The 933-nt window shown below is 48.8% G+C and carries 2 protein-coding genes; both read left to right on the top strand.

Features of this window, described 5'->3' with window-relative positions:
* Positions 1–265 (top strand): lipid A-modifier LpxR family protein (locus Q668_RS00575; RefSeq protein ID WP_152521745.1); only part of this gene is annotated, 265 nt, incomplete at its 5' end.
* Between the two features lie 337 nt (positions 266–602).
* Positions 603–933: hypothetical protein (locus Q668_RS00570; protein ID WP_036218711.1), on the top strand; the 331-nt coding region annotated here is incomplete at its 3' end.

The raw sequence follows: 933 nt of genomic DNA, 5'->3' as shown, positions 1-933 counted from the left end.
GCCGGGCTCGTTCAAGGATTCGGGCAGTAGCTGGTCCGTGTATGTGGGGCTGGGTGTGGAGTATGTAGGCTATTCCTACATCGACGACAATGCCGGGGCTTATAGTTTTGACGAAGGGCCGCTGATTGGTCAGCTTGGTCTGGGCGCTACCTGGCAGTGGGATCACCTGCTGGCCGCGGTCACATTGCGTGCCTCGACCAGCGAAGACGAGCGCCATAAAGACAACTTCAGCTTTGGAACACTGTCAGTTTCTTGGGCAATATAGAAAGGTCGGTTTTGACCGTTGCTTACGGGATGTGGTGGCGCTTGTTCCCGCTGTTAAACAAAAGCGAACACTCGAATCAGGGCTTTCTTCCGGAGATTCTAGGCTCATCACATCCATTTGATCCAGTATGATTGGCGGAGCAAATTGCAGACGCTGAACGATTACATGACAGAGATGGCCTTGCTCAGCTAAGCTGTTGTTTTAAAAAATATATGCTCAGAGAGTTTGATGGTTCAAAGTCAGTAATAACGACGCAGTCAAAATGCTGCAATCTTAGAGCGCGGTGCCTAATTGCTGTTAGGGGCAGCTCACGAGTTCCAGCCGTGTGAGGAGATTTATGGCTAAGCAAAAGGATTTATCCCACATTTCATACGGTTTGGAAACACCGGAGGATCTGATGGGCAAATTGCTGCACGACGCCGAGAAAATCCATGGGGTTCCTCATCGTTACGACTTATTCAATTTCTTTGTGACTGCTGCCGTCCTTTGTGAATGGGTCCGGAAATACTATCAGGAGCACGAAATATCGAAGCAGTTAAACGAGGCCATCGGGCATTCTGATTATGATGCACTGCCATTGGATGCTTCTAGCTGGATCAAAGACCAGTCTTGTGTTCCAAACAGTGGGCAAGATGCACGGAGGCATATACTAATTCGAAATAAAGTAA

The organism is Marinobacter sp. ES-1, assembly GCF_000475255.1.
GTDB lineage: Bacteria > Pseudomonadota > Gammaproteobacteria > Pseudomonadales > Oleiphilaceae > Marinobacter > Marinobacter vinifirmus.
This window is presented reverse-complemented; position numbering and strand designations above follow the sequence as displayed.